Source organism: Nitrosomonas sp. sh817, assembly GCF_030908545.1.
Classification (GTDB): domain Bacteria; phylum Pseudomonadota; class Gammaproteobacteria; order Burkholderiales; family Nitrosomonadaceae; genus Nitrosomonas.
The window spans coordinates 1,066,262-1,089,570 of sequence record NZ_CP133083.1 but is presented as its reverse complement, the minus strand read 5'-3'; the positions used below and the strand labels follow the sequence as shown (position 1 = coordinate 1,089,570).

Annotated in this window: 26 protein-coding genes, 1 pseudogene and 1 other annotated feature; of the genes and pseudogenes, 16 read left to right on the top strand and 11 right to left on the bottom strand. The window is 52.6% G+C overall.

The genetic code is table 11. From position 1 onward, the window contains the following. Positions 1-129 precede the first annotated feature (129 nt). Both RBH92_RS05130 and RBH92_RS05125 read left to right on the top strand, forming a co-directional pair. Positions 130-939 carry a methane monooxygenase/ammonia monooxygenase subunit C gene (locus RBH92_RS05130; protein WP_307932433.1) on the top strand — a complete coding sequence of 270 codons (810 nt, stop codon included), beginning with the start codon at positions 130-132 and terminating at the stop codon, positions 937-939. A 114-nt stretch (positions 940-1,053) separates the two neighbouring features. Then, entirely contained in the window at positions 1,054-1,605 is a 552-nt protein-coding gene (locus RBH92_RS05125) for a hypothetical protein (RefSeq protein ID WP_307933556.1), read from the top strand. A gap of 97 nt (positions 1,606-1,702) precedes the next feature. On the opposite strand, the gene RBH92_RS05120 is transcribed toward RBH92_RS05125, so the two are convergent. After that, positions 1,703-2,245: a glycine zipper family protein gene (locus tag RBH92_RS05120; RefSeq protein WP_307933555.1), complete on the bottom strand. Its 543-nt coding sequence runs from the start codon at positions 2,243-2,245 to the stop codon at positions 1,703-1,705. A gap of 328 nt (positions 2,246-2,573) precedes the next feature. On the opposite strand from RBH92_RS05120, the gene RBH92_RS05115 reads away from it, so the two are divergent. Together RBH92_RS05115 and RBH92_RS05110 are read left to right on the top strand one after the other, a co-directional pair. Then, positions 2,574-2,786 (top strand): transposase, encoded by a 213-nt coding sequence (locus tag RBH92_RS05115; protein WP_307933554.1) that lies wholly within the window; start codon positions 2,574-2,576, stop codon positions 2,784-2,786. Then, positions 2,726-2,841: a sequence feature (AL1L pseudoknot), on the top strand. (Overlaps the previous gene by 61 nt.) Positions 2,842-2,886: 45 nt before the next feature. Next, a complete protein-coding gene (locus RBH92_RS05110; protein ID WP_307933553.1) occupies positions 2,887-3,150 on the top strand; it encodes an IS3 family transposase in 264 nt (87 codons plus the stop codon). A gap of 316 nt (positions 3,151-3,466) precedes the next feature. On the opposite strand, the gene RBH92_RS05105 is transcribed toward RBH92_RS05110, so the two are convergent. The 4 genes from RBH92_RS05105 to RBH92_RS05090 are packed head-to-tail and all read right to left on the bottom strand — an operon-like array spanning position 3,467 to position 5,800. Further along, on the bottom strand, positions 3,467-3,970 hold the full coding sequence (locus tag RBH92_RS05105) for a phage tail protein (RefSeq protein ID WP_307933552.1): 504 nt from the start codon (positions 3,968-3,970) through the stop codon (positions 3,467-3,469). A gap of 47 nt (positions 3,971-4,017) precedes the next feature. Further along, positions 4,018-4,536 carry a phage tail protein gene (locus RBH92_RS05100; RefSeq protein ID WP_292923437.1) on the bottom strand — a complete coding sequence of 173 codons (519 nt, stop codon included), beginning with the start codon at positions 4,534-4,536 and terminating at the stop codon, positions 4,018-4,020. A gap of 44 nt (positions 4,537-4,580) precedes the next feature. After that, the gene (locus tag RBH92_RS05095; RefSeq protein WP_307933551.1) at positions 4,581-5,102 is read right to left on the bottom strand and encodes a phage tail protein; all 522 of its coding nucleotides are present in this window, start codon (positions 5,100-5,102) and stop codon (positions 4,581-4,583) included. A gap of 50 nt (positions 5,103-5,152) precedes the next feature. Further along, positions 5,153-5,800: a hypothetical protein gene (locus RBH92_RS05090; protein WP_307933550.1), complete on the bottom strand. Its 648-nt coding sequence runs from the start codon at positions 5,798-5,800 to the stop codon at positions 5,153-5,155. A 203-nt stretch (positions 5,801-6,003) separates the two neighbouring features. Here RBH92_RS05090 and RBH92_RS05085 point away from each other — a divergent pair, with 203 nt between their 5' ends. Both RBH92_RS05085 and RBH92_RS05080 read left to right on the top strand, forming a co-directional pair. Continuing rightward, positions 6,004-6,684, top strand: a complete 681-nt coding sequence (locus RBH92_RS05085; protein WP_489685166.1) for an NADH-quinone oxidoreductase subunit B family protein — start codon at positions 6,004-6,006, stop codon at positions 6,682-6,684. 5 nt (positions 6,685-6,689) lie between these two features. Then, positions 6,690-8,162 (top strand): Ni/Fe hydrogenase subunit alpha, encoded by a 1,473-nt coding sequence (locus RBH92_RS05080; protein ID WP_307933549.1) that lies wholly within the window; start codon positions 6,690-6,692, stop codon positions 8,160-8,162. 88 nt (positions 8,163-8,250) lie between these two features. On the opposite strand, the gene RBH92_RS05075 is transcribed toward RBH92_RS05080, so the two are convergent. Continuing rightward, entirely contained in the window at positions 8,251-8,553 is a 303-nt protein-coding gene (locus RBH92_RS05075; protein ID WP_307933548.1) for a hypothetical protein, read from the bottom strand. A gap of 285 nt (positions 8,554-8,838) precedes the next feature. Between RBH92_RS05075 and RBH92_RS05070 the strand changes: the two genes are divergently transcribed. Beyond that, positions 8,839-10,113 carry an O-acetylhomoserine aminocarboxypropyltransferase/cysteine synthase family protein gene (locus tag RBH92_RS05070; protein WP_307933547.1) on the top strand — a complete coding sequence of 425 codons (1,275 nt, stop codon included), beginning with the start codon at positions 8,839-8,841 and terminating at the stop codon, positions 10,111-10,113. Positions 10,114-10,276: 163 nt separating this feature from the next. After that, entirely contained in the window at positions 10,277-10,558 is a 282-nt protein-coding gene (locus RBH92_RS05065; RefSeq protein WP_307933546.1) for a peptidylprolyl isomerase, read from the top strand. 68 nt (positions 10,559-10,626) lie between these two features. Here RBH92_RS05065 and RBH92_RS05060 read toward each other — a convergent pair whose 3' ends face one another. The 4 genes from RBH92_RS05060 to RBH92_RS05045 all read right to left on the bottom strand — a co-directional run bounded on the left by RBH92_RS05060 (position 10,627) and on the right by RBH92_RS05045 (position 14,509). Next, positions 10,627-10,962: a DUF4156 domain-containing protein gene (locus tag RBH92_RS05060; RefSeq protein ID WP_307933545.1), complete on the bottom strand. Its 336-nt coding sequence runs from the start codon at positions 10,960-10,962 to the stop codon at positions 10,627-10,629. A gap of 81 nt (positions 10,963-11,043) precedes the next feature. Further along, on the bottom strand, positions 11,044-11,415 hold the full coding sequence (locus RBH92_RS05055) for a hypothetical protein (protein WP_307933544.1): 372 nt from the start codon (positions 11,413-11,415) through the stop codon (positions 11,044-11,046). A gap of 116 nt (positions 11,416-11,531) precedes the next feature. Next, entirely contained in the window at positions 11,532-12,983 is a 1,452-nt protein-coding gene (locus RBH92_RS05050) for a M14 family zinc carboxypeptidase (RefSeq protein ID WP_307933543.1), read from the bottom strand. After that, positions 12,980-14,509: a M14 family metallopeptidase gene (locus tag RBH92_RS05045; RefSeq protein ID WP_307933542.1), complete on the bottom strand. Its 1,530-nt coding sequence runs from the start codon at positions 14,507-14,509 to the stop codon at positions 12,980-12,982. The genes RBH92_RS05050 and RBH92_RS05045 overlap by 4 nt, the downstream gene beginning before the upstream one ends. A gap of 353 nt (positions 14,510-14,862) precedes the next feature. Between RBH92_RS05045 and RBH92_RS05040 the strand changes: the two genes are divergently transcribed. From RBH92_RS05040 to RBH92_RS05005, 8 genes are all read left to right on the top strand, one after another. Beyond that, on the top strand, positions 14,863-15,555 hold the full coding sequence (locus RBH92_RS05040; RefSeq protein ID WP_307933541.1) for a PEP-CTERM sorting domain-containing protein: 693 nt from the start codon (positions 14,863-14,865) through the stop codon (positions 15,553-15,555). Positions 15,556-15,877: 322 nt separating this feature from the next. Beyond that, complete coding sequence (locus RBH92_RS05035; protein WP_307933540.1) at positions 15,878-17,677, top strand: c-type cytochrome; 1,800 nt, start codon at positions 15,878-15,880, stop codon at positions 17,675-17,677. Between the two features lie 28 nt (positions 17,678-17,705). Then, complete coding sequence (locus RBH92_RS05030; RefSeq protein ID WP_307933539.1) at positions 17,706-18,140, top strand: VOC family protein; 435 nt, start codon at positions 17,706-17,708, stop codon at positions 18,138-18,140. Continuing rightward, positions 18,128-18,355 (top strand): hypothetical protein, encoded by a 228-nt coding sequence (locus RBH92_RS05025; RefSeq protein ID WP_307933538.1) that lies wholly within the window; start codon positions 18,128-18,130, stop codon positions 18,353-18,355. The genes RBH92_RS05030 and RBH92_RS05025 overlap by 13 nt, the downstream gene beginning before the upstream one ends. Then, the gene (locus tag RBH92_RS05020) at positions 18,309-19,340 is read left to right on the top strand and encodes a magnesium transporter (RefSeq protein WP_307933537.1); all 1,032 of its coding nucleotides are present in this window, start codon (positions 18,309-18,311) and stop codon (positions 19,338-19,340) included. Before RBH92_RS05025 ends, RBH92_RS05020 begins: the two co-directional genes overlap by 47 nt. A 30-nt stretch (positions 19,341-19,370) precedes the next feature. After that, positions 19,371-19,721 (top strand): hypothetical protein, encoded by a 351-nt coding sequence (locus RBH92_RS05015; protein WP_307933536.1) that lies wholly within the window; start codon positions 19,371-19,373, stop codon positions 19,719-19,721. A gap of 268 nt (positions 19,722-19,989) precedes the next feature. Next, positions 19,990-20,973 carry an IS5 family transposase gene (locus tag RBH92_RS05010; protein ID WP_307931813.1) on the top strand — a complete coding sequence of 328 codons (984 nt, stop codon included), beginning with the start codon at positions 19,990-19,992 and terminating at the stop codon, positions 20,971-20,973. A gap of 152 nt (positions 20,974-21,125) precedes the next feature. Then, entirely contained in the window at positions 21,126-21,833 is a 708-nt protein-coding gene (locus RBH92_RS05005; protein WP_307933535.1) for a tyrosinase family protein, read from the top strand. Positions 21,834-21,998: 165 nt separating this feature from the next. Here RBH92_RS05005 and RBH92_RS05000 read toward each other — a convergent pair. Further along, positions 21,999-23,236: pseudogene (locus RBH92_RS05000) on the bottom strand (IS5 family transposase). Positions 23,237-23,309: the final 73 nt, after the last annotated feature.

The window sequence follows — 23,309 nt, the reverse complement described above, 5'->3', positions numbered from 1 at the left end:
TGCAAAAGTATGGTAATCGGCTAATCTAAATTGCGTATAAAAGCAATTATTGAAACGTACGCAAATCAATGATGCGCATTTTTCCTTATTCCGTGCGTATCATTTTTTAACTAATCAATGGAGGATAAAATGGCAACAACATATGGCACAACGAGTAGCGCGTCGAGCGCGAGCTATGACATGTCGCTGTGGTACGACTCGAAGTACTACAAACTGGGCATGGGCACCATGCTGCTGGTAGCGATATTCTGGATCTGGTACCAAAGGACATTTGCGTATTCACACGGAATGGACTCGATGGAACCGGAATTTGACAAAGTATGGATGGGACTGTGGCGGGTACACATGACCCTGATGCCTTTGTTTGCATTGGTAACCTGGGGCTGGATACTGAAGACCCGTGACACCAAAGAGCAATTGGACAACCTGGACACCAAATTGGAAATCAAACGTTATTTCTACTGGATGATGTGGCTGGGTGTTTACTTGTTTGGTGTTTACTGGGGCGGCAGCTTCTTCACCGAACAAGATGCAAGCTGGCACCAAGTGATCATCCGTGACACCAGCTTCACGCCAAGTCACGTGGTCGTGTTCTACGGCTCATTCCCGATGTACATCGTATGTGGCGTAGCCTCATACCTGTACGCGATGACCCGTCTGCCACTGTACAGCCGCGGCACATCATTCCCGCTGGTAATGGCGATTGCAGGCCCATTGATGATTCTGCCGAACGTTGGTTTGAACGAATGGGGTCATGCATTCTGGTTCATGGAAGAACTGTTTAGCGCGCCATTGCACTGGGGCTTTGTAATTCTGGGCTGGGCAGGCTTGTTCTCGGGCGGTATTGCAGCACAAATCGTCACCCGTTACTCAAACCTGACTGACGTAACCTGGAACGGTGCAAGCCGCGAAATTCTGAACAACAGAATTGTTCCTTAATCTAATTAGTTCATCACCGGTAGTAACTGTTCCCATGATTCTGCTCCCCGCAGGTCATGGGGACCAAAAATAACAGCCATGAGTAAGAACCAAACAAGTACAGGAGTTTCTAGAATGAAACATTTCATAAAAATATGGACTTCGGTTGCTATTTTCTTTGCAACTTTGTATTCAGGATTCGCCATCGCACATGGCAAAGTCAATTTGGAAGCCGATGCTTGTGTGCGGAATATGTCGGGCAGCATGATACATCTTAGCACTTATCAGCCACAGTACGACCCGGAAGCCGAGTATTGCACGGAGATCCCGAAAGAAGGTGAAACCTATTGGGTTCTCGATCTTGTCGACCAAGCCCTTCGTGATATGCCGATTGGCATCAAAATTGTCAGGGGTAGCGGCAAGGCTTTAAGTGAAACAGTGGCAACTATCTATTCTACCAATCATTCCGATGGCGTCATAAAAGGTCATTTTAATCTGGATGAAGGACAATATACATTATTCGTAACGGGTGAAGGGGTTCCTCCACTGCATTACGAGTATCCTTTGCGGATACAGATGACTAATTACACAGAATTATTACTGAAAGCAATTCCTTACATTATCACTTTCTTGTTGATTGCATTTATAACCGATAAGCTGCTCAAACGCAGACAATTGCATCATTAATAAAATAACAGTAGCAAAGGCAATTTTATCAAGTTGTAAAGGGAGGCGTCGGTGGCTGATCGTTTGTGACAAGATCATGCCACCGATTTGCTGTTGTTCATTCTGGTGGCGATGGTGGACTACCTGCAGGGGGTGACGGAGGGATAAAATTTTCTGAAACCAGATTCTGCTGCTTATTAGCAAAGCTTCTTAGAGATGGGTTATCAATGACCCTCCCATTCACCGGAATTCTGTGTCCTTTCGCATACATGCACTGAATATATCTGTTATCGTACCGTTCCTGGCTTGCATAGCCTGATGCCGCCGCTGTATTGGACCCAAGCAAGCTACCAAATAATAAACCGATTCCAGCACCTATCGCTGCTCCGTGACCGCCTCCAATTGCGGCACCTGCTGCCGCCCCTAAGCCGCTACCAAGCGCTGCACTCTGTAATCCACTATAACGTGAGGCATGTTGTGGTGCATACCCGTCAGCCTGCTCATGTGCATACTGTTTGCATGCCATTTCGTCCAAGCGAAATTGATCAAAATTTTTACCACTACCCGGTAGCACCATCACACTAGGTCCTGAAGGCAAGTGAACGCACCCAGTCATCAAGCCAGTCAACAGTAAAAAAATTAAACCTCTTTGAATCGTCATAATCCCCTTCCCGGCTTATCAACCTGTACACAGCCCCCTTTCTCTAGGCAGCACTTGCATCCATTTGTCAAGCGTAAAATCGAAGCTTTGCGAGTAATGGTAGTGATTAAAAACTGAACAATACCTGAACATTAAACACCTGGATTTATTAATGAATCGCCCCGGTTATACCGGAGATAAAATGGTTTGAGAGGAGGAGAAGATGAAGAATCAAATCAGTTATTCACTGGAAGTACGGAAACGAGCGGTTAGATTGGTATTAGAGCAGCAGAAATAGCATGAATCACAATAGTCGGCAATCAAATCGATCGCGTCGAAGATTGGCTGCATGGCGGAAACGTTGCGGACATGGGTAAGAAGAGCGGAGACGGATCAGGGAATTCGAGGCGGACTGTCGACATCGGATCGTGAGCGGCTCAAGGAATTGGAACGGGAAAATCGTGAGCTCAAACGGGCCAATGAGATATTGCGTAAGGCATTGGCTTATTTCGCACAGGCGAACTCGACCGCCGGTCGGAATGACGATGGTATTTGTCGATAGAAACAAAGCGGCATACGGAGTCGAGCCAATCTGTAGATAAATACGGATTGCTCCGTCGAATTATTATGAATACAAAAGGCGCAAGCGGGATCCGGATCGATTGCCCGAACGCATTAAGCGTGACATGAAATTGGAACTCGACATACAACGGGTTTGGAAAGACAATTTCTGCGTTTATGGTACTCGCAAAATATGGCGACAATTGTTGCGAGAAGGCATTGGCATTGCCCTTGCCCGTTGCACCGTTGAGCGGTTGATGAAGAAGCCGGGATGCAAGGTATCCGGCGCGGCAAGAGGTGCCGGACAACCATCGCAGATGACTTACTTGCCTGTCCAGCCGACAAAGTCAATCGGCAATTTGTAGCCACTCGTCCGAATCAGTTGTGGGTCGCGGATATTAAGATTTTACTATGAACTTGCAACACGCATTTTTAATTGCACAAAACGGGACCAAATCCGGAATCGGAAATCCTTGCTTTTCCAGACAATCTCTCAATACAGTATCAAAAATGTGATTTCTAACCGACGCGTGCCTGACTAAATGCGGATTATTTTCTGGATTGCGGCACGCGGCTTTGGATGACTCAAAGCATCAATTTCTCGGGTTAAGCCTTGAAGTTGCCACATGAAATACTAGAAGAAAAACAACTACCATCGGTCTTATCGATGGTAGTTGGGTACTAACTCCGGCTCGGAAAAATACCCTGTAAAGCGATGCAATAATTCACCACCAAGTAGGGTTGCATATTGGGATGCGGCTGGCTTTCGCCGGCGTTGCCGATCGCGGTAGCGGCCATGGTTGCGCCGCCTGCATTACTGAACACGACATTGCCGTCGGAATCCTGCGCCCAGAATTTTCCCGCCGGGCTGGTTTGGGTTCCAACCACATTGCTGCAGTTTGCCGTATGGCTGTGCAGGGGAATCTGGGCGGCTGTTAGCGGCACACCTTCTTGCCCACCCCGTTCTCCCTGAATATGCGCCGGGCTCAAGTGCATTCCCGCGCGACCGCGCAAATCCGGCAAAGCGAACGTGGTGCGGCCGTCGCCGCCATACATCGTACCCAATAGTGAAAACAGCGCCGCGTTTTGAGCAATTGGCAACAGTTGGCCGTCACAGCTCGCCCAGCCTTTCGGCGCAAAACCGAAAGAAAAGGGGCGGATTTCTCCTAAAAATGGTTCGTCCATACGATCCTCTCAATATTTTATCGATGTTTGCTGCGAAACGTCCGGCTTCAACTTCTGGGTGGAAAAACGCCTTGCAGCGCAATGCAGAAGTTCAACACCAGATACGGCTGCAAATTGTTGTGCGCTTGTCCGCCGCCGGCAGGCGTAACGGTTCCAGCCGCCATTTGCGCCGGTCCGCTGTCGCCGTACTCCTTGCTGCCGCCCAGATCCTGCGCCCAGAAATTTCCGGCGGGGTTCGGCTTGTTGCCGTTTCCGGCTTGCGCGTTGGCCGGATGCGTATGCGCCGGAATCTGTTCAAGCGTCAATGTCTCCGTCACCGTGCCGCCGGATTGTCCCAGAACGCGCTTAGAAAGCCCGCTCCCTTGCCCGACTCCCATCACAACGTTGCCTTGGAGGTTAGGCAGCGCAAAAGTTGTTTTGCCGTCGCCGCCATAGGTTGTGCCGAGAATCGAAAATAATGCCGTGTTACTGGCAATGGACAGCAACTGCCCATTGCACTGCGCCCAACCCACCGGCGCAAAATTAAATCCAAACGAGCGGATTTCTCCAATATATGGATCACTCATGCAAAGATCTCCTTTTTTCAACAGCTATCCGGATTGCAATCACTTTAGTTTCTGGAAGGATAAATGCCTTCCAGCGCGATGATGTAATTGATGGCCAAATAGGGTTGCACATTGTTATGCGGTTGCCCGCCGCCGGTGTTACCGATTGCCGTTGCCGCCATGGTGCTGCCGGCGGTCGTGCTGTACGCTCCGGTATTGCCGCCGGGATCGGTCGACCAATAGCTGTTGACGGGACTCGCGCTATTGGCCGCAGCATTGGAACAGACCGCGGTATGATTGTGAGCCGCCAATTGCCCGGCAGTCAAAGTAACCGTCTCGCTGCCGCTCTGCTCGCCGATCACCCTGGGACTCAGACCGGGTCCGCTACCTTGATGCAGCGGAATACGGCTGGCGAGATTTGGCAAAGCGAATGTCGACGCGCCGTCGCCGCCGTAGGTGGTTCCAATGAGCGAAAACAATGCTTCATTTTCTGCTATTGAAAGCAATTGTCCTTGGCATAAAGTCCAGCCGGCGGGCGCAAAATTGCCGGCAAAAGTCCTGATTTCACCGATAAATGGATCGGGCATAATTTTCTCCTTGCCTCTGAAAAAGTTTCAGTTACAACAATGCAACCGCATCAAGCCATCTTGCGCCGCGCTGCGGCCAATACCGCTGGAACTCCGAGTAGAAGCAAGGTGCTGGTCATCGGTTCCGGAACGGCGGTAGCGATATCCAGCGTGGAAAAATCCAGCGCGGCGCCGTTAAATGGCGTCTCGTCGAATAAGCCCAGTCCGGGGCCTGCCAGCGACAAGGAAACATTCACCGTGCCCGAGGCCAATCCGGCAAAAGTCGATGCCGGCAACGTCAACGTATACACGTTATTCTCCCGGCTGGCGCCGCCGTGCGCTTCGAACAACGTATTGAGCGCGCCGGTGAGATCAACCCCGTTGACGGTAAAAGACGCCACTTGATTTCCGGAAGCGTCGGATTCGTGGTCATAAATCCCAAGTATCAAGCTGCCGCCGGTAATAGTGTCCGCGATTGCGCCGTACGAAAACGTCCAACTGGCGGAGAAATTCGGACCAGTGACATCCGAACCGCTGAATAAACCATCGAACGGCGCGGGTTCACCGGCTCCGGCAGTCAGAAAAGCCCCGGTAGTCGGCGTTGCGCCATCAAGAAAATCCTGATCGCCGAGGGTCACGACCGTGTTTGCGAACACACATTGAGATCCAGCCAACAACGCAAACGCCGCAAGCGTTTTTGAAGGTAAATATTTTTTCATTGAAAAAGCTCCTAAAAATTTGTGTATTTTTTAATTGTTGACAAGGCCGCTGCAATTACTACCGGTTTTCTATATCAATCACTTGTGTGTGATTTCCGCCGTTTAGTCTGGTATCCTTATACGCCTGTTTCATGTTTTAAGTCAAGAAGTTCTATGCCCCCGCCCATCCGGAAACAACCGCGGTTGGTTATGATGCAATCCGCATGCAAGCGTTCGATGAACACGGCGGAGTGGCCTGTCGACATGCTATCATTCGCATGTACCAAGCGATCATTTTCTTTGGTTTGATCGCTACCGGATCAGTGAATCCCGGTTCGCCGGTAAACTCCGCGATATACACGATGACTAAACCCAAATTCAAAATCGCCACCACCTCGCTGGCCGGTTGTTTCGGCTGCCATATGTCGTTTCTCGACATGGATGAGCGCTTGGCCGGTTTGCTGGAGCAGGTCGAATTCGATCGTTCGCCGCTTACCGATATCAAGCACTGCGGCCCTTGCGACATCGGCTTAATCGAAGGCGGCGTGTGCAATGCTGAAAATGTGCACGTGTTGCGTGAGTTCCGCGCCAGTTGCAAAATTCTGGTGGCGGTCGGCGCGTGCGCGATCAACGGCGGCGTGCCGGCCATGCGCAATTACTTTGATTTGCAGGATTGTTTGGAAGAAGTCTATTTACGCGGCGCCAATGTGACGCATCCGCGCATCCCGGACGATCCCGAATTACCATTGCTGCTTGATAAGGTGTATCCGGTCAGCGAAATTGTGGCGATTGACTATTTTTTGCCGGGCTGCCCGCCTTCCGCGGATGCATTCTTGCAATTACTGCAACCACTGCTGGCGGGACAGCAGCCGGACATTGCCAGCACCCGTTTGCATTACGATTGATTTCTATGGAACCGGACAACCCCGCGCCATCAACCACCCGCCGCATCGCCATCGATCCGGTCACGCGCGTCGAAGGACACGGCAAAATCACGTTGCTGATCGATGACGATCAGCACATCGTTGAAGCGCGCTTTCATATCGTCGAGTTCCGTGGCTTCGAGAAATTCATCCAGGGCCGCCCGTACTGGGAAGTACCGTTTTTCGTGCAACGGCTGTGCGGCATTTGTCCGGTCAGCCATCAACTGGCAGCCGCGAAAGCGGTTGATCAGATTGCAGGCATCGGACAGCTCACGCCAACTGCAACGAAACTGCGCCGTTTGTTACATTTCGGCCAGATATTGCAATCGCATGCGTTGCATTTTTTTCATCTGTCGTCGCCGGATTTTCTGTTCGGCTTTGGTAGCGATCCACGGCAGCGCAATATTGCCGGGGTACTAGAACAATACCCGGAAATCGCGCTAAAGGGCGTAAAGTTACGTAAGTTCGGCCAGCAAATTATCGAAGCGATTACCGGCAAGCGTGTGCACGGTACCGGTACCGTACCCGGCGGCATGAACAAAGCATTGACCGCCGCCGAACGCGATGCCTTGCTTGCCGGTATCGGCGATATCCTGCAATGGAGCCAGGATGCCGTGGCGCTGAACGAACACATCCATACCGCGCATCCCGAACACCGCGATTTCGGCACCTTTCCGAGCCATTACTTGAGTCTGACCGGCAGCGGCGGCGAGCTGGAGTTCTATCATGGCGGATTGCGCGCCCGCGCCGCCGACGGCAGCACGTTGCACGATCAATTCGATTATTGTGATTACCAGCGGCTGCTCAGCGAGGAAGTCCGCTCGTGGAGTTATTTGAAATTTCCTTACTTTTCCAGCTTGGGCACAGAACGCGGCTGGTATCGCGTCGGTCCGCTGGCGCGCATCAACAACTGCGATGCAATTCCCACCCCACTCGCCGAAGCAGCACGGCAACGCTTCAAAGCCACCGGTAACGGCGGCCCGGTGCACGATACACTGGCTTATCACTGGGCGCGTATGATCGAGTTATTGCACTGCACCGAATCAATCCATAATCTGCTGACTGACACTGACATCACCGGCACAGATCTCCTGACCAGCAAAGGTGAGCATCAGCCGCAAGGCATCGGTGTCATCGAAGCGCCGCGCGGCACGTTGTTTCATCACTACCATGTCAATGACGACGGTCTGGTTACCCAAGCCAATCTGATCGTATCCACCACCAGCAACAACCAGGCGATGAACGAATCGGTGCGCGCTGTTGCCAATCGCTACCTCGACGGCCAGGAAATCACCGAAGCATTGTTGAACCATCTTGAAGTTGCCGTCCGCGCCTACGATCCTTGCCTGTCGTGCGCCACGCATGCATTGGGGAAAATGCCGTTGCAAGTGACGCTGCAGCATACCGGCGGAAGCGTGATACATCAATTGACGAAGAAAACCGATGGTGTTATTCAGTGACAAACAACTGGACTTAACAGGCCGTTAACCTGCCAAATCTAGCTCCACCGGTATTTCCAGTGATATCCGATAAAGAAACCCATCTACATCAATGATGCCTTCCATGCCCTCTGCCGTGACCACCGGAGTGTTTGTGCCCGCCCCAATGCCGGTGCCCGCCGATGCCGTGTTTATGGCCGCCGTGGAGATGAATACGTCCGCCGATAGAGTAATTCGGCATGCCGTAGCGCGGAATACTTCTGTAGCCATAAGCTGCATAAGGCTGATAACCATAACCTTGAGCAGTGGTACGATAGTAGCCCGAGCCGCCGTAGTATGGCGTGGCCACGCATCCGCTTAACAGCAACAGGCCGATGACTGCGGCAATGATCAGTATTTTTCTGGTGTTCATGGTGTTTCTCCTCATAAAATCTTTTTTTGTTCAATTCATTGGCTGTTCCCTTCAGACGATGCCCACTCGTTCTGATGTTGTGAATGATTTTGCTCCCCCTGAACTGAATCGCGACTGAATGTAGGAATATTGGACTCTTTCGTTTCCAGACTACCGATTGACGGCCCCGCTGTAACGCGGTAAAAGACAGCGACAAGCCGGAGAAACGCGGTTGACCGATGCCCTGAAAACCTCCGGACCTGCTCTCGCAGCATTGCCTGGCATTTTTTCTGAAAGGACTCACCCATGAAAGACGAAACCATCGCGATCCACAGCGGTTATCAAACCGATCCGACGACTAAAGCCGTTGCGGTGCCCATCTATCAAACCGTGGCGTACGAATTCGACAATGCGCAGCATGGCGCGGATTTGTTCAATCTGGCGGTACCCGGCAACATTTACACCCGCATCATGAATCCGACCAACGACGTGCTGGAGCAACGGGTTGCCGCGCTCGAAGGCGGCGTGGCGGCGCTGGCGCTGAGTTCCGGGCAAGCGGCGATTCATTATTCGATTATCAATATCGCCGAAGCCGGCAATAACATCGTCAGCGTGCCGATGCTGTACGGCGGCACCTATACATTGTTTGCGCACATGCTGCCGAAACTCGGCATCGACGTGCGCTTCGCCAAAGATGACCGGGCCGCTAGCATGGAGCCGTTGATCGACGATAAAACTGTTGCGGTTTACTGCGAAACGCTCGGCAATCCGGCGGGCAATATCCCGGATCTCGAAGCCATCGCGCGGATGGCGCACGGCCACGGCATTCCGGTTATCGTTGACAACACCGTGCCGACACCGGTGCTGATGAAGCCGATCGAATACGGCGCGGATATCGTGGTGCATTCGCTGACCAAATACATGGGCGGGCACGGCACTTCGATCGGCGGCATCATCGTCGATTCCGGCAAGTTTCCATGGGTCGAACATGCCCAGCGTTTTCCGATGCTGAATAATCCGGAACCGGCATATCACGGTGTCATTTATACCGAAGCATTGGGTCCGGCGGCTTATATCGGACGGGTACGGACCGTTGCGTTGCGCAATACCGGCTCGGCGATGTCGCCGATGAACGCATTCTTTTTCCTGCAAGGCATCGAAACTTTGTCGCTGCGCATGGAACGGCATACCGAGAACGCGCTCAACGTTGCGCATTATCTGGATAAACATCCGCGCGTGGCGTGGGTCAAGTATGCCGGACTGCCGTCGTCGGAATATTATCCATTGGCGCAGAAATACATGAAAGGACGGCCATCGGCATTGCTGGCGTTCGGCATCAAAGGCGGTTTCGATGCCGGGGTGAAATTCTACGATGCGCTGAAATTATTCAAGCGCCTGGTCAATATCGGCGATGCCAAATCGCTGGCGGCGCACCCGGCGTCGACCACGCACCGCCAGCTCACTGGCCCCGAACTCGCCGCTGCGGGCGTGACAGCCGACATGATCCGGCTGTGCATCGGCATCGAACACATCGACGATATTTTGGAAGATTTGCAGCAAGCGTTGGCAGCAGCTTCGTAAGCCAGCGCCCGGCCGGTTGCTGAAAGAAAAAGCTGCAATGCGGCGGCGCTCTGTGTTACATTCCGCCTTTCCTAGCGCTGCGCTTGCCATCCATTCCAAACGGTGTGATGGTAACCAGCCGTCAACATCATTTTCTGCATCACAACATTTAAGGAGAGCACCTATGGCACGAGCCAGCGCCCGTCATATTCTGGTAAAAACCGAAGAGCAATGTAACAGCCTGAAAGCGGAAATCGAAAATGGCGCTGATTTTGGCGCATTGGCGCAACAGCATTCGCTATGCCCATCGGGCAAACAAGGCGGCGAATTGGGCGAATTCGGCCGCGGGCAAATGGTCAAGGAGTTCGATACCGTGGTCTTCAGCGCACCGGTCGGCGAAGTGCAAGGACCGGTCAAAACACAGTTTGGCTATCACTTGGTGGAAGTCACCCAACGCGACGACTAGCCAGCAACATACTGCCTGACCAGCCGCTTACGATTGCGAGCCTGCCGTCTCACCGGGAATGCAGGCGGCTACCGGGCAGGCTGAAAGCATTGATACACGGCAAAACTGCGGCGGCCATCGATGACTTTCGAAACCGGAACGATCGTATCGCCACCCATTAACGCGGCTTCGTTGCGCGCCAGATCGGCGAGCTCACCGGCAACTTTCTCGGCGTCTCGGTCAAAAATGAACTGGCTGATCACCTTGGAATTCGCATTGCCCAGCTTCTTGCAAGATTCGAGCGATTGAGCGGATTGCAGCACACGCACGCCCTCGCCTTTTCCCGTTACTTTTACCCAGGCGCAAGCAGTCAGCGAGAATGCCAGTAACACTGTAACCATCAAAAACAATTTATTTTTCATCATGCGCACCTCATCGATAGTGCGCTTATTCTATCAAATCCAGGCGCTTTTCTTCCAACCGCTTTTCCATCGTTTTTTTCCGGCTTATGCCTCCAGCACGGAGGGTGAATGCCAAATCGATTCAGGAACATGAATGAGCAGCAAATTGGTAGTCTGCGCTGCGCGGTATTCGTACAGAATATCCCGTTTACCCTCGCAATCTCCGGCAAGCTCAAGCCACAAATGGCGTAATTCGATTTCTTGCTCGTCAGGCAATGCGCTGAACAGGTCAAACGATACATAGCCATTGGTATCGGTTTCGACAGTCCCTAGGTGCTTGTTGATGGTTTCACCGGTCTTCCGGTAGATATATCCCGCGCTGACAGCCACAGTTGCCGTGGCATAGCGGTTGTTTTTCCGTATTGTTTCACCGATGAGTAAGAGTCTGAGTTTTCTCATGATTGATCGGTAATTCATGATTTATTAGGCCGACCTGCCAGTTCCGGATAATGAACGAGGCTTAAAGTTTATCGTCATGCCGACCGGCTTAATGTGACTTTTGTCACACTGCCGATCAGATTTACCGCATAGACTTACCGGTCTTGATCCGGTGTCCGCGCAATGAAAAACGGCTGATGCACGGTAATCAGTTGCGTGAATTGCGGATACTGGAATACGCTGCTGCTGGAGCGCGGATCCAGCAATAGCGGCAGCAGCCGTGCGGTATCCGGCAGTAATGGGACATACAGATGACCGGGCATGACCACGGCACGATCGCGGGATGTATCCAGTACCCGGAGGATGCGTTCCGAGGAATCGCCGTACGCGAAAACATCGCTTTCCAGGACCGCCTCGAACGGTTCCGTAACCGTATCGAACGGGATGCGATGCCGTTCGAACAACTCCGCGAAAACGTCAGTGTGCGCTTGCACGATATATGCCTTGGGCAACTGCAAAAAATCGTGCGCCGCAATGGCGCGATGATCGGCAAACTCGATGGATTCGATCTCGCGCGTATCGCGCCGGCGCAGATTGATCCGTGTTACCGGCGATTCGTTTCTGGGCACGTAAAAACCGTTGAGCGCTATATTCCCCTGCGGCGGAAGCTGCGTTGCGCGCGCGACGGCTGACAGAATCGCCGGTTGTTGCGACTGCAATACCTGTAACAACGCTTGCAAGCAACACCATTGCTTCTCCATTCGAACCGCAATATTGCGAAATGTCGGATGATGATCGGCTTTCGGCTCCATCGGTGTTTCCAGCAAAATAGCCAACGCGCCTCGCAATCCGGCTTTGTTACGGAAGATGCGCATCGTCAGATCGCCATGCGTGACCGGTTGCTTCGTTGAAGTGATCTCGCGGATGTAACGCTGGGCGCGCAGGCCGCGTGTCTCAACCGCTGCGATCAATGCCGGCAGCAGTTGTGATTCGGCATAGTTTTGCAAATTTTCTGAAATTGCCGGATGACTTGCGATGTCGAATTGCGCCTCGAAATCGGTCAGATAACCTTCGACTCCGAGGGTTTTGCGCTTCAACACGGCGGATTCATGCATATCCAGCACCACCGCAGGCTGATAGCGCAACACCGCAGTATCCAACGCGCAGCTCTCGGGTTGCGACAACAAAACAAAATCGCGATTGATGTTGACGTCGTTGCCGTTCTTGCTGGAATCCCGCTCGCGGCCATCCGGGTTGGCGTTCGGAATAATGATGAATTCAAATTTCTCCAGCAGATGCTGCAATTCGCCCGTGAGTATGGCTCGCGCCAAATGCAACAGGGCTTCGCAACCAGCCGCTTCCGAAGCGCCGTGTTGCGAACCGACCAGCATGACCCGTAATTTCTGCAAAGCCATGCCCGGATTTTCGGAATGAGCGCTGCAACACACAGCGAGAATCTCCCGGCCATGCGCTGAATAACCGATGCGATCGAGCCGGGCAAAACGCCCGGCAGTTGCGGCTAGCGTATGCAAAAAACCGGCAATCTCATCCGAACTCGAATAGCGTTGGAAACCGTTTTGCTCCAACGGTGTTTTAATCCACTTCATGGCTGACTTACCAGAACTTCCTCGAAGGTGCGGTAAATAAAAAATTCTTCTTCCGGTTCCACCAATCCTGCGTATTCGGGATAACGAAAAATACTGCTGATTGAACGTGGATCCAGCAGCAATGCGGCGGTACGTCCGTTTGGCTGAAGCAAGTCGATGAGCAGGCTGCCGCGATCAATCGTCAAAGTCTTTTGCATCTCCGCCAGCAACCCGGCACGCACCAGGCTATTGGCAGGTACATTGACACGCATTGCAGTCACTTGCTGCTCCGACGGATGCAGCAAGCGGCGGTAATCGATGCGATGACGCTCAAGCACTGAACGGATGACATCTTGATGACGGGTAATCACCAGCATTCGCGGAAAAGCGGCCGCATCGGCATTGATCTGCAGGCGATGATCGGGAAACACTCGCGGCTCGAGTTCTCCGGTATCCAGCCGCCGCATTACAATCGATTTTTGCGGTTGCGCTGGATTCAGCGCATAACCGGCGTATAACGTTAACGGCTCCTGATGCAGCATAGCGCGCGCCAGTGCCGTCTGCGCCAGAATTTCGGCGCGCCGCTCATGCGCCAGCGTCAGCAGCGAATGCAAACATAACAGCTGCCGCGCCACCCGCTGCGCGATATTGCGGTACGTCGGATGCACTGCTTCGCGCGAATCCAGCTTGGTTTCGACCAGCAGCGACAACACGCCGGTCATGGCGGCGGCATTGCGGAAATTGCGCAATGTCAATCCGCCATTGGTGACCGGCTGTTGGATACTGGTGATCTCCCCGATGTAGCGGCGCGCCGGTAGTCCGCCATCCGATACCCGGGCGGTTAACGCCGACAAGAAAATATTCAAGGCATAATCCCGCAGCGCCGCGGGTACCGCCGGATTGTTACTGATTTCGAATTGCGCGTCGAAATCGGTCAAATAGCCGTCCTTGGCGAGCGATTCGCGCTTTAATACCGCCGATTCATGCGAATCGAGCAATACGTGCGGCGCATACCGTTCCACCGCTTCCTTCAGCGCGCGGGTTTCAGGTTGCGTAAGCAATACGAAATCGGTGTTGATATTGACGCGGTTGGCATTCGACCGCCGCCCCAAATCACGCCCGTCGGGATTGGCATTGGGCAGCAAAATCACATCCATTTCCTCCAGCAACGGCCGCAGATATCCGTCCGCCAGCTCCCTTGCGATCATCAGCATCGCTTCACCCCCCGCAGGTTCTGCGGCGCCGTGTTGCGAACCGGCGATCATGACCGTTAGCCGCTTTACGGTATGGTCACGGCGCGGCGCGGAAAACCGGATCACTTCGATCGGACGGTTTTGAACGCTGTTGCCGGCCAATTCCACGCGCGTCAGCATCGGATACCGTCCGGCCAGCGCATGAAGATAACCGCTTATTTCACTCGACGTGCTGATTCTGGCATAGCGCGCCGCTTCCAGCGGCGTTTGCAGCGGGACAACCTGCCCGGCGCACAAGACACTGTAAGTGGCTGTAATAACGATAAATATTTTTTGCAGCAGCAAACGCATCATGACAATCAGAGAATTGTGTCAGCTTGATTTCCAGGACATTCGCACTGGCGCGTGTCCTGCTATTTTACTTAAACGATAGTAACTAAGTACTAGTAAAAAAAGGAATAATTTCCCATTCCACCAAGTCCGCTTTCAGCATATCGTACACACAACTGTTTAAGCATCCATTTTTTAGACAGCATTCATAACAATAAGCAGCAAAGCAACACGATTTATTAAAGCTGTAAAAGGCAATTTCACCGCCCTTTGTGTAACTGGTCAATGCAACGCCTTGGAAGACATTATGGCAGAAACCAGTCACCCGCCGGGCCGGTGAAATAAAAATATCTATATGTCTTATTGGAGATTTCATTATGCGTATCGTATCGATACTTGCTTTACTCGCTTTAACCAGCGGTCCCGCTACTGCGGCGGCTATTTATCAAATCGGTGATAACGACGGTTACGGTGCGGCTGTTTGCGATAACTGCTCGCACACCTTTGACGGCTTCAGCGCCGATCATGATGGCCGCAGCGCCACGGAAAAACTTGCGACGGACGGCGCGCAATATACCGATACCTACAGCACCACGCACCCAGGTTTTAGCCCGCATGGATTGGAAACCGTCGCCACATTCCATTTCAGCGGATTAGGCACGCACTGGGCATCCGGTAAACTGGAAATCGATTTGGCGGATTTTCAGGCTTCCGAATTTGGCGCCGTTGCCGCGGCGTTTAACGGTATTTCTCAGGACTTCGCATTCGACGATGGTTACACAAAAACTGCGGTTCACTCTTTCGTGCTGAACGATGCGGTGCTTAATTCGATCAATGCTACCGGTGAGCTGATTATCACCATCGACCGCAACAATTCCAGTGATTTTTATGGCATCGATTACCTGAAACTGACCGACTTGACCGAGCCGGTAATGTTTATGCCGCCGAGGATAGAAACGGTTGCTTTGCCGGTCCCGGAACCTGAAACGTATTTGATGCTGCTCGCCGGATTGGCATTATTGAGCTTCACCTACCGCCGCAATACCAAACCGATCGGTTTAACGGTTTAAGCTGATCAACTCGAAGTAGCCAAATAAAGACCCGCTTCGGCGGGTTTTTGTTTTGGCGCTTTACCGCAACGTTGCGATCAATAGGGCGCAAATCGTCGCTGTGCTACAATTTCTTCCGTAACAGGCGGTTGAAAAACGTTTTCGAGGCAGCCGATACAAGGCAAAAACAGGCGGAAAGGCGCAGTTTATGCGGTATAAATGAGCATTTTGAGCTTGTTTTTAACACCGTAGCGGCAACGCAGATAGCTCTTCAACGGCCTGATAAACAGCGTCAATCCGATCATTTGCATTACCTCAACGATCCCATCAATAAAGGAAAGCTATGAAAATCGCCTGCGTTGCTTTGTCCGCCCTTATCTTATCCGCCTGTATTTCCCATCCCCTGGAAGCACCGCCGCCGCCCGCGTATGTAAAAGCCGTTCCGGACGATTGGGTGCAAGCATTCCGCGACAAAACTCAGGAAAAATCGGCTTATCTGCAATCGCACCAGGTTGCGTACGACTGGTTCGGCAATTTTGCGTTCAGCGAAACCGATGGCATCCCTTATATCGCGTTGAAACTCATACCGAAGCTAGCGCCGGAGCTCTGGGGCAGCGCTGAAAACTTTCTCGACGCGGTAGGCTTGTTCATCGACGAGCGGCAACCCGCGTATCCGGTTGCGCGCGGTATCGGCTTTAGCGGCTTATCGCGTGTCGATGCCAACAGCAATATCGACTACGCGTCGTTTACCTGCGGCGCTTGTCATATCGGCCGGGTGCGGCTGGAAAACGGTCAGATCGATTATCTCGACGGCGGCGTGAATACCACTTTCAACATCGTGTCATTCCGCGTCAAGCTCTACCAAACCTTGCAACAAGCTTACGGCGGCAAAACCGGCGACGACAAATATCAAGCACTGACGCAAAAACTGCTGGCGGCTTTGGATGAAGTGCATCAACAGAATCCGCATTATTTTTACAACAACTTCCAATCCGCCACCCGGCATTTTGATGCGAATTATGAAGCTGCCCAGATCGCCTTGTTCAAGAAAAATGCCGAGCAAACGATCAAGCAATTCGCGCAGCGCGTCGAAGCCGAATACGACGGTTTCGGAGCCTTGATCGCTAAAAACTATGCCGGCTTCGAGCAATCGATGCTGGCCGGCTTTCCCGGCATGGCCGACGCCACCGGGTTGAGCGCGGTCAACGGTTATATCGGTGCACGCAAGAGCCCGATTCTAAAATGGTTTGCCGGACTTTCACTGCCGCCGGAACCCGGCATTACCGATTTCATGTCGGTATGGGAGCAGGACAAGCGCCGCGCCAGTTGGGATGAAAACCATAAGCGGCTGATCAACGGCGGCGGGCAATGGAACGGCAACGTACCGATTCCGGTGTACCGCAATCTGATTGCCATGCTAACGCTCGGGCTGGAGCAAACCGATGTGCGCGTCGCGGCTTTCGCCTCAGAGCTGCTTAACGGTTTACCGGCAAGCCCGTATCCGTTCGCGGTTGACGTTGCACTTGCTAAGAAGGGACAAGCCTTATTCGCCGAACACTGCGCCGATTGCCACCAGCCGAAAAACGGGAAAGTTTATGACAACCTCGGCACCAGCATGAAACGCGCTTATGTAGTCGGCGCGCTGCTGAACTATGCGGCGCGCAAGGAGTTGTATGACAGTTGTTCGCCCGACACCACGGTGCAGTTAGAAGGCAAGGATGTCAAACCCTGCGCCGAATTCGACGGCGTTTCGATGGCCGGCAAAAAAGATTTGCTGATGTCGCCGAACAACGAACACCACGGCTACAACGCCCGGCCGTTGAGCGGCGTATGGGCGCAAGCGCCGTATTTGCACAACGGCACGGTACCGACGGTCTACCATCTGCTGGTGCCGGACGAACGCCCGGCCAGCTTTGTCAAAAGCCGTCTCGATTACGATGCAAAACTGCTCGGCTTTGCCTGGGAACCGCAACAAACCGCCATGCAGCCAGAAGGCTATCCGTTCCAGGCTAATGCCATCCCGGCGCTGAGCAATAAAGGACATGATAAAGACATCGTGGAAGGCAAAAAAACCTACCGCCTTAATTGGTCGAACGATAAGGAAGGCGCATTTGCCATCATTGAATACTTGAAAACCTTATAATCTTCAATCACTCACCCAAGGAGCCACCATGACCCATCCCGTGATTCAGCCTTATCTGATGTTCGGCGGGCGCTGCGAGGAAGCGCTGGAATTCTACCGCACCGCACTGGGCGCGCAGATCGACATGCTGATGCGCTTCCAGGAAAGCCCCGATCCGCCGCCGCCCGGCATGCTGCCGCCCGGTTTTGAAAACAAGGTCATGCACGCCAGCTTCCGCATCGCCGGCAATGTGCTGATGGCGTCGGACGGTTGCGAAGTCGGCTCGCAATTCAAAGGTTTCTCACTGTCGATTTCGGTCGCCACCGAAGCGGAAGCCGAGCGTTACTTTGCCGCGCTGTCCGACGGCGGTCAGGTGCAAATGCCGTTGGCGAAAACCTTCTGGTCGCCCAAGTTCGGCATGCTGACCGACCGCTTCGGCATCAGTTGGATGGTCAACGTCGTCACTACCGAATGCAACGGATGACAGTCCGCATCCCGATCATCGGCATCGCTGCGGCGATAGGATTGACGGTTAGCGGCTGCACCGCGCAGCAGCTCTACTCCACCGGCCAATCGTGGCAACGCAACGAATGCACCCGGATGCTGGATCAACTGGAGCGCGAGCGCTGCCTGTCGAACGCCAACACGCCGTATGAAGCGTATAAAAAGCAATCCGGTGCCGCCGATACCCGGAAGTGATCCGCTCATGAACCCCGAACTACCCGACAAACTCACCTTTGAAACCACCGCGCAGCACGCCAGCCAGCAAGTGCCAGTTTTCCCGCCATCGTGCCGCGCCGATGAAGTGCGGCAACAACTGGCGGGGCAGCAATACGAAAGCGCCAGCCTGGTGATCGTTTGCGAACAGCGAAAATTTCTCGGCGTGGTGCGCATCGAAGCTTTGCTGGCCGCTCCAGCCGGTGTCACGCTGAACGATCTGATGGATCGCGAAGCACCCGTTGTCGCGCCCGGAATCGATCAGGAAGTCGCTGCCTGGCATGCCGTGCGCCACGAAGAATCCGCCTTAACCGTGGTGGACCGGGATGGCAATTTCGCCGGTGTGATTCCGCCGCACCGGCTGCTCGCAGTATTGCTGTCAGAACACGAGGAAGACTTGTCGCGCCTGGGAGGTTTTACCAAAAGCACGCATGTCGCCCGCGCCACCAGCGAGGAACCGGTCGAACGCCGATTCCGTCATCGTATTCCCTGGCTCATCGTCGGACTCGGCGGCGCCCTGCTCGCGGCGGATTTCGTCGGTTGGTTCGAATCGCAGCTCGAACACACGGTGATGCTGGCGTTCTTCATCCCGGGTATCGTCTACCTGGCGGATGCGGTCGGCACGCAAACCGAAACCGTCGTCGTGCGTGGACTGTCGGTCGGCGTCGGCATGCAGCGGATGGTCAAGCGTGAATTATTGACCGGCCTCGCCATCGGCTTTGCACTCGCAGTAGTCGCCGGGCCGTTGGTATGGTGGCGCTGGGAGCAAGCGGATGTGGCGCTGTGCGTCGGATTATCGGTATTCGCCGCATGTTCCACCGCCACCGTCGCGGCGATGACGCTGCCCTCCTTGCTCGACCGATTCGGACTCGACCCCGCCTTCGGCAGCGGCCCGCTCGCCACGGTGATACAAGACCTGTTATCGATCCTGATTTATTTCGGCATCGCCAGCGCGGTGGTGCAGTGACAGACTATTGACTCAACCAACTCGCGCGCCGTGAACTTCGAACAATTAAGCGAACAACAAATCCTGGCGATTGCCGAGCCGATCATGAGCAATCTGATGGACGCCTCCACCCAGCGCGACTACGCCCGGCATGTCCGCGATTTCACCGGACGGTTGAAAGCCATCGTCACGCCGGATTATTTTGAATGCGTCTGCCGGCAATACCAAACGGAAAAAGGCTTTTTCGCCACCCGCACCCCCGTCGCCGTCTTCCGCCGCCCGGATTCGGCAGCGATCATCTGGAAACAATCGTTCACGAAAGCACCCGGCGAATTCGTCGCGGAAATGGTGCTGGTGCACCGGGATGGCCGGTATTGGGTGGATCATGTGATGGTGTTTTGATATCTATTTGAAGTCGAAATGTGAGAAATCACACAATAGAAATTTAATAAAGTTTGTTATGATGAAAGCTAAATTGAACGATCCCTATGAAACAAAAAGACATCCTATGATGCGTATAGTAATCGATCTCATTTTTGACGTAATGGATTGCGTCATTTCGGATGTCTAATTGTAGTTAGCTAGGGAAACACTGATCTATTCGATCAAATAGATAGACCTGCAAAGGTTAGATAAAATACCTTGCTATTGATAAACATGGAATAGAGCGATGCAATCAAGCTTTTCTGAGCTGGAATATGCGGCAAAGAAGAAACAAACCCGGCGTGATCGTTTTCTGGTTGAGATTGAAGCTGCAACACCGTGGACATCCCTGCTGAATGTTATAGCTCCGTATTATCCGGTTAGCGGTAGGCGAGGTCATCCACCGATTGGTTTGGAACGGATGCTGAGGATGTATATTGTGCAACAGTGCTTTGGTTTTTCGGATGAAGGCGCGGAAGATGCTGTATACGACAGTCAAGCAATCCGCTGCTTTGTTGGTATTGATCTGAATCGGGAAGCAGTACCGGATGCGACGACTCTGCTGAGATTTCGCCATTTGCTGGAAGCGCATCATCTGACGGAATCCATTTTTGATGCAATCAATGCACATTTGGCTGAACGCGGACTATTTCTTCGCGAAGGTACGATTGTTGATGCTACGCTGATCTCAGCGCCTCCTTCGACCAAGAATAGAGAAGGAAAACGCGATAGCGAAATGCATCAAACCAGGAAAGGCAAGCAGTGGCACTTCGGCATGAAGGTACACATCGGTGTCGATGCGCAATCAGGGCTTGTTCATACCCTGATCGGAACGGCAGCCAATGTCCACGATGTTACTCAGGCACAGGCGCTGCTGCATGGTGATGAAACCGATGTATTTGGTGATGCGGGCTATCTGGGCGTTGAGAAACGAGAAGAGAATCTTGAATTGCCCGTAACCTGGCATATCGCGATGCGCCCTTCCAAGCGCAAGGCATTGCCCAAAACAACAGCAGGCGAACTGATGGAGAAGCTTGAACATGCAAAAGCCAGCATTCGTGCCAAAGTTGAGCATCCCTTTCATGTCGTAAAGAATCTGTTCATGCATCGCAAAACTCGCTACAAAGGAATGGCCAAAAATAATGCTCAGATGTTTTCACTGTTTGGGCTTGCCAACTTGCTGCTGGCTCGCCGGTGGTTATGTAGCTCTGACAGCCAGATTGCGTCTTAAAGACAAGAAATGAGCGGAATAAGGCAAGAAATAACGCAATTCAACCCAGAATATGGCAAATTTTAACCCAATATCCCAGAACTGCTCGCTTTGCCCTTGGGGTGTGGCGAATTAATCAGCGTTTCCCTAGATAAACCACACAGGAAAGTAGCATGAGAAAAAGAAAAGAACAGAATTCACTTTTTCCCAATGAATGGGACGCATTTATTGCTGCACTTAAGCAATTGCGAAACAGTACTTCTACGAGGAACTACGATTATTTTACTGAAATTCACACTCATCACAAGCACAGAGGACAAGCCCATGAGAAATATACGTTCTTGCCTTGGCACCGAGAGTATTTACTCATGTTTGAAGATGCTCTTGTCTTAATTGATCCTAATGTAACGTTGCCCTATTGGAATTGGGTAACAAACCCGGAAATACCTTCTAGGCTAGCTGATGCCGCAGAGTGGGGCGTGATCAGAGATATGAACGCAGGTGACAGAATATCACCAAAAAGAAAAGACGACGTTGAACTTGCGATGAAAAAAACCACTTACGCAGCATTTCACGACCGAATTGATGGGCCTCATGGGGCAGTTCATGTACAAATAGGAGGTTATGATCGAATAGCTCGGCGTCCTATTGGTGAAATGGCAGATATTGAAAAATCACCAAGAGATATTCTGTTTTGGCTTCATCATGCCTACTTAGACAAATTGTGGCACGATTGGGGCGAAGCGAATCCAAATGAAATTCCAGTAGATGGTCCACTACCACACAATAGAGTTACCGCACGCTTCTTGCCAACAAATTCCTTTACCAGAACTACGCGGCAAGTTCTGTCCATTTCAGATTTAGGATACGAATATGAATAGCTAACTTATCATTCGAGCGGATCGCACAAAAGCGGCGCGCCCGCTCAATTTAAAAGTTAGCCACCTACCCAATAAGAGCATGCTTTTTCTCATCATATCTTTTCGAGCAATTGGAGCTGACAACGTTTGGCTCGATCCCAATCGAAGTAGTCGGCCCTGCAAAATTCAGTCAGTTGTTAATATTGTTCTGACATGAATGGCATTCACGGCAGCAGTTGGTTGCTTGCTTTTTATAGAACTGACCAATTGAAGTAGTAAAATGTGCAAAAGAACTGCCTTCAGTCCTAAGCGAATCATCGCTCGCATCAGCCAACGCAGGTTGTAGCCTGTTGCACATAGCACAGCGTGCAGCGCATCGCCCAGTTGACCCGGTAGCCAGCAACAACGATCCATGCGATGATCCGATTTCAAATGCCGGATGGCAGGCTCCACGGCTTGCCGGCGCTTGAGCCAGCGGCGCTGCGGTTTCGTCAGCGACTGGTACTTGCCGCGATGGATGATTTCTGGCGCCGACTATCAAGCCGCGTTTGTGCGTAACGACAATGCTGGCTTTGACACCGGACTCGTAAGGTTTGCGGGCTTTGCCCTTGCCGATGCATTCGGCTTCCGGGGCGTGCAATGCATAGAGCTTGTTGCTGTCCTTCGGCTGTTGCTTATGAATTCGTTTTGCTCGTTCCAATAGCGTGGTCAATTGCTGTAGCGATGCGGTACAGGTCATCGTTGCGGTTGCCAGTTTGCGCTGAATCTCCCGCAGCACAATGCCAAGGATCGTACGCTGGCGTTTGACGGTTTTGTGCAAGCGCCGGAATTGCCTGGCATGGGCATAACCACCGGCCTTGCGGCGCAGCGCCTTGCCTTCTTTGGCATAGGTTTGTTTCAGAGTGACGCCGCTTCGTCTGGCCGCTTGCACGAGCTTGCCGCGTGCAATTTCCAGTAACCGGCTATCCACCGGATGCGCGATCGCCTTTTCCTGAACGGTCGTGTCAACAATGACGCGTTTGAATTCAGTTGGCTTGATCGCCTTCGTCTGCACCGCAGTCTCAATCGTTGTCTTCAGCAGCGCTTCAACACCAGCTTCCCCAATGGCGGCGCGGAAACGACCGATCTGGCTGGCATCGCACGGCAGCTCCGGCGTGTAGTATTCAAGACCGCTGAAATACTGTCACACCACATTCTCCGACCAGCGAGTCACCAGTTCTTCGTCACTGAGATTGAATGCATGCTTCAGATACAGCAATGACGCCATCAACCGGATCGGTAAGCGAGGCCGCCCGGCAGCACTCACGCTCCCGCCGGAAATCGCCAACATCACGCCACGGCAGCCGGTTCGCCAGCACTGCCAAGGGATGACGCAGGTCAATCTGTTGATCCAAACGTGCACGGAAAAAATCATCAGCCGGCATTCCAATTTCCCTTCATTCCCTCAAGTTTTGAGGGCTATATTATAAATTCTCAGGGATTATAGCGCTCATAAAT